This is a genomic window from Porticoccus sp. (genome assembly GCF_041592135.1).
Lineage (GTDB): Bacteria > Pseudomonadota > Gammaproteobacteria > Pseudomonadales > Porticoccaceae > Porticoccus.
In genome coordinates, this window is record NZ_JBFHQR010000118.1 from 1 (window position 1) to 7,916 (window position 7,916).

General features: G+C 61.3%; 11 protein-coding genes. 7 read left to right on the forward strand and 4 right to left on the reverse strand.

Annotation, left to right across the window (positions count from 1 at the left end):
* Positions 1-52: 52 nt before the first annotated feature.
* A complete protein-coding gene (locus ABY948_RS09940; protein ID WP_461482380.1) occupies positions 53-463 on the reverse strand; it encodes an ExbD/TolR family protein in 411 nt (136 codons plus the stop codon).
* A 101-nt stretch (positions 464-564) separates the two neighbouring features.
* On the opposite strand from ABY948_RS09940, the gene mutM reads away from it, so the two are divergent.
* A complete protein-coding gene (mutM, locus tag ABY948_RS09945) occupies positions 565-1,380 on the forward strand; it encodes a bifunctional DNA-formamidopyrimidine glycosylase/DNA-(apurinic or apyrimidinic site) lyase (protein ID WP_461482381.1) in 816 nt (271 codons plus the stop codon).
* Here mutM and coaD read toward each other — a convergent pair whose 3' ends face one another.
* Complete coding sequence (gene coaD, locus ABY948_RS09950; RefSeq protein WP_461482382.1) at positions 1,381-1,875, reverse strand: pantetheine-phosphate adenylyltransferase; 495 nt, start codon at positions 1,873-1,875, stop codon at positions 1,381-1,383.
* A 42-nt stretch (positions 1,876-1,917) separates the two neighbouring features.
* Positions 1,918-2,532 (reverse strand): 16S rRNA (guanine(966)-N(2))-methyltransferase RsmD, encoded by a 615-nt coding sequence (gene rsmD, locus ABY948_RS09955; protein ID WP_461482383.1) that lies wholly within the window; start codon positions 2,530-2,532, stop codon positions 1,918-1,920.
* A 180-nt stretch (positions 2,533-2,712) separates the two neighbouring features.
* On the opposite strand from rsmD, the gene ftsY reads away from it, so the two are divergent.
* The 6 genes from ftsY (at position 2,713) to trmB (ending at position 7,500) form a co-directional block, all read left to right on the forward strand.
* Positions 2,713-3,675 (forward strand): signal recognition particle-docking protein FtsY, encoded by a 963-nt coding sequence (gene ftsY, locus ABY948_RS09960; protein ID WP_461482389.1) that lies wholly within the window; start codon positions 2,713-2,715, stop codon positions 3,673-3,675.
* A gap of 17 nt (positions 3,676-3,692) precedes the next feature.
* Positions 3,693-4,370: a cell division ATP-binding protein FtsE gene (gene ftsE / locus ABY948_RS09965; RefSeq protein WP_461482384.1), complete on the forward strand. Its 678-nt coding sequence runs from the start codon at positions 3,693-3,695 to the stop codon at positions 4,368-4,370.
* Positions 4,360-5,382: a permease-like cell division protein FtsX gene (ftsX, locus tag ABY948_RS09970; RefSeq protein WP_461482385.1), complete on the forward strand. Its 1,023-nt coding sequence runs from the start codon at positions 4,360-4,362 to the stop codon at positions 5,380-5,382. The genes ftsE and ftsX overlap by 11 nt, the downstream gene beginning before the upstream one ends.
* A 101-nt stretch (positions 5,383-5,483) precedes the next feature.
* Positions 5,484-6,338, forward strand: coding sequence for an RNA polymerase sigma factor RpoH (gene rpoH / locus ABY948_RS09975; protein WP_461482386.1), 855 nt, complete (start codon positions 5,484-5,486; stop codon positions 6,336-6,338).
* Positions 6,339-6,412: 74 nt separating this feature from the next.
* Positions 6,413-6,802: a DUF423 domain-containing protein gene (locus ABY948_RS09980; RefSeq protein ID WP_461482387.1), complete on the forward strand. Its 390-nt coding sequence runs from the start codon at positions 6,413-6,415 to the stop codon at positions 6,800-6,802.
* An 8-nt stretch (positions 6,803-6,810) separates the two neighbouring features.
* Positions 6,811-7,500: a tRNA (guanosine(46)-N7)-methyltransferase TrmB gene (gene trmB, locus ABY948_RS09985; protein WP_461482390.1), complete on the forward strand. Its 690-nt coding sequence runs from the start codon at positions 6,811-6,813 to the stop codon at positions 7,498-7,500.
* 7 nt (positions 7,501-7,507) lie between these two features.
* On the opposite strand, the gene ABY948_RS09990 is transcribed toward trmB, so the two are convergent.
* On the reverse strand, positions 7,508-7,916 hold a 409-nt coding region (locus tag ABY948_RS09990; protein WP_461482388.1), incomplete at its 5' end, for a universal stress protein.

Below are 7,916 nucleotides of genomic sequence, written 5' to 3' on the forward strand. Positions count from 1 at the left end.
GCTTTTTTGTGCCGCTTAAACGGGCCCTGAGGGCGCGTTCAGCGCATTGTTTTCAGGGGGTGGTGCTGAGGGCGATATCCTCTACCCCCGCTTCCCGGGCCTGGTCGGAAATCAGCACAAAGGTTGCCGTTTTCGCCCGCGGATGCGCTTCGATAATGACCTGGGTCTGCGGGCTCTCGGCGTGTACTCTTTCCACATGGGCGCGCACCGAGCGCACATCGATGCGCCGTTCTTCCAGCCAGACGCTGTTGTCCTCGGCGATGCGGAACAGCATGGTGCGGGTCTGCTGCTCCGGCGGGGGCGGCTGGTCGCTGATCGGCGGACGATTGATGTCGATGCCGCTCTCTTTCACAAAAGTGGCGGTGACCACAAAGAAGATCAGCAGGATAAACACCACATCCAGCATCGGCGTCATATCAATTTCTGCCGGTTCCTCGGCAATTTTTCGTCGGCCCAGCGCCATGGATGCAACCCGTCCAGGTGAGTGATTCAGTGTGCCCTTTCGCAAAGGGTGCATTAGTATGCCAGAGATTTTTTACGGCCACCTGTTGGCGGGAGAGAATGATGCCGGAATTGCCGGAAGTTGTGGTGACCCTGCGGGGGGTGAGCCCCCATATTGTCGGCAAGCGGGTCGTCTCGGTCGCGGTGCGGGAGGCGCGGTTGCGCTGGCCCGTGCCGGAGGAGCTGCCGGCGCTGCTGTGCGGACAGGCCCTCCTGGAGGGGCGCCAGCGGGGCAAATACCTGCTGTTCCGCTTTGCCGAGGGGCACCTGATGATCCATCTGGGCATGTCGGGGAGCCTGCGCATTGTCCGGCCCGATACCCCGGTGGGCAAGCATGACCATGTGGACATCACCTTTGCCGATGGCACGGTGTTGCGCTATACCGACCCGCGCCGCTTCGGCACCATTCAGTGGCTGGTGGACGCGCCGGAACAGCATCCGCTGTTGTGTCATCTGGGCCCGGAACCGTTTGCGGAGGCGTTCAGCGGGGACTACCTGTATCAAGCCTCGCGGGGCCGGAAGGTGCCGGTGAAGCAATTCCTGATGGATAACAAGGTGGTGGTGGGGGTCGGCAACATCTACGCCAACGAGTCGCTGTTTCGCAGTGGCATTCGGCCAACCGTCGCGGCGGGCAAGGTGTCCAGGGCGCGGTTTGGGGTGTTGGCCGAGCAGGTGCGCGAAGTGCTGGCCAGGGCCATTGAGCAGGGCGGCACCACGCTGCGGGATTTTGTGGGCGGGGATGGCAAACCCGGTTATTTCAAGCAGCAGCTGTATGTCTATGGCCGCGGTGGCGAGAACTGTCTGCAATGTGGTGCGCTGCTCAGGGAGGTGCGGCAGGGGCAGCGCGCGACGGTCTACTGCCCGGGCTGTCAGCGCTGATCAGGTCTGGGGTGTGGACTTGGCAAACTTGCGATTGAGCGCCGCCTTCACGGAGGGGTGAACAAAGGCGTTGATATCGCCGCCCAGGGAAGCAATTTCCTTGACCAGGGAGGAGGAGATATAGGAGAGCTTTTCCGACGGGGTCAGGAAAATACTTTCGATATCCGGCGCCAGGGCGCGGTTCATGTTGGCCAGCTGGAATTCGTATTCAAAGTCCGAAACGGCGCGCAACCCCCGCAGAATTGCATCGCCGCGGCAGTCCTTGACGAAATTGACCAGCAGGTAGTCAAAGCCGCGAACCTCCACGTTGTCCAGATGGGAAAGGGCCTGCCTGGCGAGATCGATCCGCTCCTCCAGTTCGAAGGTGGGGTGTTTCCTGTCACTGCTGGCAATGGCCACGATCACGTGGTGGAACAACTTGCTGGCGCGCTCTACCAGGTCGATGTGACCATTGGTAATGGGGTCAAAGGTGCCAGGATAAACAATTGTTTTCACGATGGTTCTTCACTGTGGAGGCGGGCAGGCATGGTAAACGTTTTAAGTGATATTCTCAAATGAGCGGTATAGCCGGTAGCAGACGTTGCCGGCGTTTTTCTCCCGCACCAGTTCGAAATGGGGCGGGGTGACAGGAGCCGGCTGCTGGCGATCTGTCTCCGTATAGAGGTGGGCGCCGCTCGACAGCAGGCCGGGCCGTTGCAACAGTGTCAGGCAGGGTTGCAACAGGCTGGTGGCAAAGGGCGGATCGAGAAACACCACGTCATAGGGTTGTGCGGGTTGCGCCTGTTCCAGCCAACTGATGGCATCGGCGGAGATTGTTTGGGCACCCGAGGCGCCCAGCAGCGCGCAGTTTTCTTCCAGTGATGCCAGCGCCTTCGGGTGTCGTTCAATCAAGGTGGCGCTGGCGGCGCCGCGGGACAGCGCCTCCAGGCCCAGCGCGCCTGAACCGGCAAACAGGTCGAGACAGCGGGCGCCATGGATCATCGGGGCCAACCAGTTGAACAGGGTCTCGCGAATCCGGTCGCCGGTGGGGCGCAGTCCGTCCACCTCGCAGAAACGGAGTTTGCGCCCGCGCCACTGGCCGCCGATAATACGCAGCTGCCCCGATGCCCCCCGTCCGGAGGGTGATGATGTTGAACGTTGGTGGTGTTTCAAAACCGGACTCGCATCCTAAAGCCAGTGCAGGCCCTAGCATACACCGCCCCATGACCATTGAGAAAACCGATGTCGGATTCAGATTCCACCCCTCCTGAAAATACGCCCCCCGGCCAGGAAAAGCGCTCTTTCCTGCAGCGCTTCCGCCGCGACAGGGAGGAGGTGCCGCCGCCGACCGCGATGGCGGCCCCGGCAACCCAGGAGCAGGACGTCGAGCAGGAATCCACCAGGGAGCGCCTGCGCGATCGCTTCAAGCGGGCGCTGTCCAAGACCAGCCGCAGTCTCGGCAACCTGTTTCTCGGTGACCGGGAGATTGATGATGAACTGCTGGAGGAGCTGGAAACCCTGCTGCTGATGGCCGACGTGGGCATTGAAACCACGGTGGAGATTATCCAGGACATGGCCGAGCGGGTGCAGCGCCGGGAGCTGTCCCACAGCCGCGCCCTGGTAGCCGCCCTGCAGAACGCCATGGTGGAAAAGCTCAAACCCTGTGAACAGCCACTGGTGATGGACAGCCAGCACCGCCCCTATGTGATTCTGGTGGTGGGCGTCAACGGCGTGGGCAAGACCACGACCATCGGCAAGCTGGCGCGGCGCTTCCAGAGCCAGGGCAAGTCGGTGATGCTGGCGGCTGGCGACACCTTTCGCGCCGCTGCGGTGGAACAGCTGCAGGTCTGGGGCGAGCGCAACCGGGTGCCGGTGATAGCCCAGCACACCGGTGCCGACAGCGCCTCGGTGATTTTCGATGGCATTCAGTCGGCCCAGTCCCGCAATGTGGATATCCTCATTGCCGATACCGCAGGCCGCTTGCACACCAAAAGCAATCTCATGGAAGAGTTGAAGAAAGTGAAACGGGTCATGGCCAAGCTGGATGAGACGGCGCCCCACGAGGTGCTGCTGGTGCTGGACGCGGGGACCGGGCAGAATGCCCTGAACCAGATGCAGCAGTTCCAGGACGCGGTCGATGTCACGGGTGTGGCGCTGACCAAGCTGGATGGCACCGCCAAGGGCGGCATTATTTTCTCCCTGTGTAAACGCTTTGGCGTGCCGGTGCGGTTTGTCGGCCTGGGTGAAGGTATTGACGACCTGCAACCCTTTGATGCCAGGGAGTATGTTCACGCCCTGCTGAGTCGCAGCGACTGAGGTAATCAACCAACTGTATGATTCGCTTTGACAATGTCAGCAAGCGTTATGCCACCGGCCAGGAGGCTCTCAGCGGCCTGAGCCTGCATTTGGGTGCAGGGGAAATGGCCTTTCTCACCGGCCACTCGGGCGCGGGCAAGAGCACCCTGCTGAAACTGATCATGCTGATGGAGCGCCCCACCCACGGCCAGTTGCTGATCAACGGCAAAAACCTGGCGCGCCTCCACAGCAGCCAGATTCCCTATTACCGGCGCCGGGTTGGCGTGGTGTTCCAGAATCACCAGTTACTGTTCGATCGCAACGTCTTTGACAACGTGGCGCTGCCGCTGCAGGTCTCCGGTTACCAGCCCCGCGAAGTGGGCCGGAGGGTGCGGGCGGCGCTGGACAAGGTGGGCTTGCTGGACAAGGAAAAACAGAACCCCATCGCCCTGTCGGGGGGGGAGCAGCAGCGGGTCGGTATCGCCCGTGCGGTGGTGCACAAACCGCGCATCCTGCTGGCGGATGAGCCCACCGGCAACCTGGATCCGGAACTGTCGGCAGAAATCATGAAACTGTTTCGGCAATTCGGCGAGCTGGGTGTCACCGTGCTGGTGGCCACCCACGATGTGGAGCTGATTTCCCGTATGGGCCAGCGTCTGCTGCATTTGCAGCAGGGCAAGCTGGTGCGCGACGAGAGGATTGGCCATGTCGTTTAGCAACCGTTTGCGGGGACAGCGGCAGAACCAGCCCGGTGTCCAGCGGGAGGCCAAACGCGGTGCCAGTGAAGGGAGCGCGCGCTGGTCAGACAAATTGAAAAGCTATCTGGACCACCACCGGACGGTGCTCGTCGGTACGGGCCGACGCCTGCTGGCCGAACCGGTACAGACGCTGATGACCGCACTGGTGGTGGCCATCGCCCTGGGATTGCCCGCGGCGCTCTACGTGGGGGTGGTGAATCTGCAACAGCTCGGCGGCCGGGTGGAAAGCTCCGCCCAGATGACAGTGTTCCTGAACAAGACAGCGGGCGCTGCAGACATCGAGGCGCTGCGAAAAAAATTGCAGAAAGACGCCGATATCCAGACCGTTGAGTACATTTCCAGCCAGCAGGCGCTGCAGGAATTCCAGCTGTTGTCCGGGTTTGGCAACGTGCTGGAGATGCTCGATGAAAACCCCCTGCCGGCGGTGCTGCTGGTGCAGCCGGACAGTCGTTTTCGCACCGATTTGGCTGGCAGCGAGGCGCTGGTGGCGCGCATTGCCGCGCTGGCGAGCGTGGACGATGTGCGCCTGGATATGAAGTGGATGCGTCGCCTGCAGGGTATTCTCGAAATCGGCCAGCGGCTGGTGCTGTCCCTGGGGCTGGCGCTGTCCCTGGGGGTGCTGTTGATCATTGGCAATACCATCCGTCTGGCCATTGAAAGCCGCCGCGACGAGATCGTGGTGGTGAAGCTGGTGGGGGGCACGGACAGCTATGTGCGACGCCCGCTGCTCTATACGGGGTTGTGGTACGGCCTGGCCGGTGGCCTGCTCGCCTGGCTGCTGGTGTTGCTGGCGCTGATCTGGGTCGATGGCCCGGTGGCGAAACTGGCGGCACTTTACCAGTCGTCATTCGAGCTGGCGGGCCTGGGCATTAGCGGATTGCTGGGGCTGTTGCTGAGCGGCGCGCTGCTGGGGCTGATCGGCGCCTGGCTGGCGGTGGCGCGGCATCTCGCCAGCATTGAACCAAGATAGCGTTTCTTGATCCTAATCAAGTGGTTATCGCAACTTTTTGCGGGTATGGAAATCTAAGGACAAACTGTTACACTACTGCTCCTTGATTATTTGAGGCCGATATGAAGAAAGCGTTACAGACTGTTGAATGGATGGCGCCGGGCGCCAACCTCACTGCCTATATGCAGGGTGTGAATGCCATCGCAGTGTTGTCTGCTGAGGAAGAGCGCTCTCTGGCAGAGGATCTCTACTATCGCGAAGACCTCGAGGCGGCCCGCCGCCTGGTGATGTCACATTTGCGGTTTGTGGTTCACATCGCCCGCTCCTACAACGGTTACGGACTGCCCCTGGGCGACTTGATTCAGGAGGGCAACGTCGGCCTGATGAAGGCGGTGAAACGCTTTAATCCGGAAAAAGGCGTGCGGCTGGTGTCCTTTGCCGTGCATTGGGTCAAGGCTGAAATTCACGAATACGTGCTGCGCAATTGGCGCATCGTCAAAGTGGCGACCACCAAAGCCCAGCGCAAACTGTTCTTCAATCTGCGCAGCGCCAAGAAGAAACTGGCCTGGCTGACCCAGGACGAGGCCCACGCCATTGCCGAAGACCTGGGCGTCGAAGTGTCCCAGGTGTTTGAAATGGAACAGCGTTTGTCCGCCCGCGACCCCGCGTTTGATGCGCCGGAAGACAGCGATGATGACAGCGCCTACCAGGCGCCGGCGCTGTATCTGGAGGATCGGAGTGCCGATCCCGCCTGGCAACTGGAACGGGCCGACAGCGAGCAGGACAATTTTGTGCGCATGGCGGAAGCCCTTGAGGAGCTGGATGAGCGCAGCCGCGATATTATTGCCAGCCGCTGGCTGGCGGATGACAAGGCGACCTTGCACGACCTGGCTGATCGCTATGGCGTTTCCGCCGAGCGCATTCGCCAGCTTGAGCAGAACGCCATGAAGAAAGTGCGGGCCATGATGGAGGCCTGATCGATACCGCCATCAGCCCTTGTGAAAAGCCGCGATTGCCGCGGCTTTTTTATTGAACGCCCAGCGGGAGAACCATGAAAACCATCGCCATCTTTACCGGACTGTCCGGCTTTCTCGCCGTCGCCCTGGGGGCCTTTGGCGCCCACGGCCTGCGCGCTTCCGTGTCCCCGGAGATGCTCGGTGTGTGGCAGACCGCAGTCCTTTACCAGATGTTCCATGCCCTGGTGCTGCTGGCAATTGTGCTGGCGGGCAGCGCACAGCCGTTGCCATTGCTGAAGAAAGCCGCCTGGTTGTTGATGGCGGGGACCCTGCTGTTTTCCGGCAGTCTTTATGTGTTGGTGCTGAGCGGCATCAGGGCGCTGGGCATGGTGACCCCCGTTGGCGGGGTGCTGTTTATGCTGGGCTGGCTGCTGCTGTCATTTGCCCTGGTGCAGTGGGTGGCGCGGAGCAGGAAGGAGGATTAGCCGTGGACATCAAACCGGAATTCAAAAAGAAGTCTATCCGCAGTTACGTGGTGCGCGCCGGGCGCATGACCGAAGGGCAGCGTACCGCCTTTGAGAAATACTGGCCCATTTTTGGCTTGAGCCTGCAGGATGGACCGCTGAATGCCGATCGGGCATTTGGCCGCACTGCGCCGCGGGTGTTGGAGATCGGTTTTGGCATGGGCGATTCCCTGCTGAAAATGCTGCAACAGGAAGCGGACAAGGATTTCCTCGGTATCGAGGTTCACCCCCCGGGGGTGGGTCGACTGATTAACAATGCCGGCAAGCAGGCGTTGAGTAATCTGCGGGTGTATCTGGCCGATGCCATCGATGTGCTGGACGATTGCATTCCCGTGGAGAGTCTGGATCGGGTGCAGATCTATTTTCCCGATCCCTGGCACAAGAAAAAGCACAACAAGCGCCGACTGATCCAGGACGATTTTGTCAGCAAGCTGCGCACCCACATCAAACCCGGCGGTGTCCTGCATCTGGCGACCGATTGGGAGCCCTATGCCGAGCACATGCTGGAGGTAATGGGAGCGGCCAGCGGCTTTGAAAATGTGGCAGGTGCTGGCAATTTCTCACCGCGACCGGACTACCGGCCGGTGACCAAGTTCGAACAGCGGGGCGAGCGGCTCGGGCACGGCGTATGGGATCTGCTGTATCGCAAGGGGGTTTGAGCAGGCCCTAGTTGATCACCAGCAGGTCGCCGTTAAAGCCGTCCCGCAACTGTTCCGCCTTACAGCCTAGCAGTGTGCTGGTGAGACTCTGTTCATGGCGATTGCCCACCACCAGCACGGCGGCCTGTAACTGCCTGGCCCAGGCCGAGATCACGGTGCTGGGTCGGCCGATTTGCAGGTGGACCCGCCCCGGGTCGATGGCAAAGCGCTGGGCGATGTCCTGTTGTTCGGCAGTGATATTGTCCAGGTACTCAAATCCCAGATGGCTGGCGATGGCCTCCCGATCATCCAGCGCGCAGACCAGGTCCAACACGGCATCCATATCCTCTGCCAGGCTGCTGGCCGTGGCGAGCACGCTGTAGTTGAGGGCGGTGTGGGTATCGTCATCGCAGCGCGGGTCGATGGCGGCGAGCACC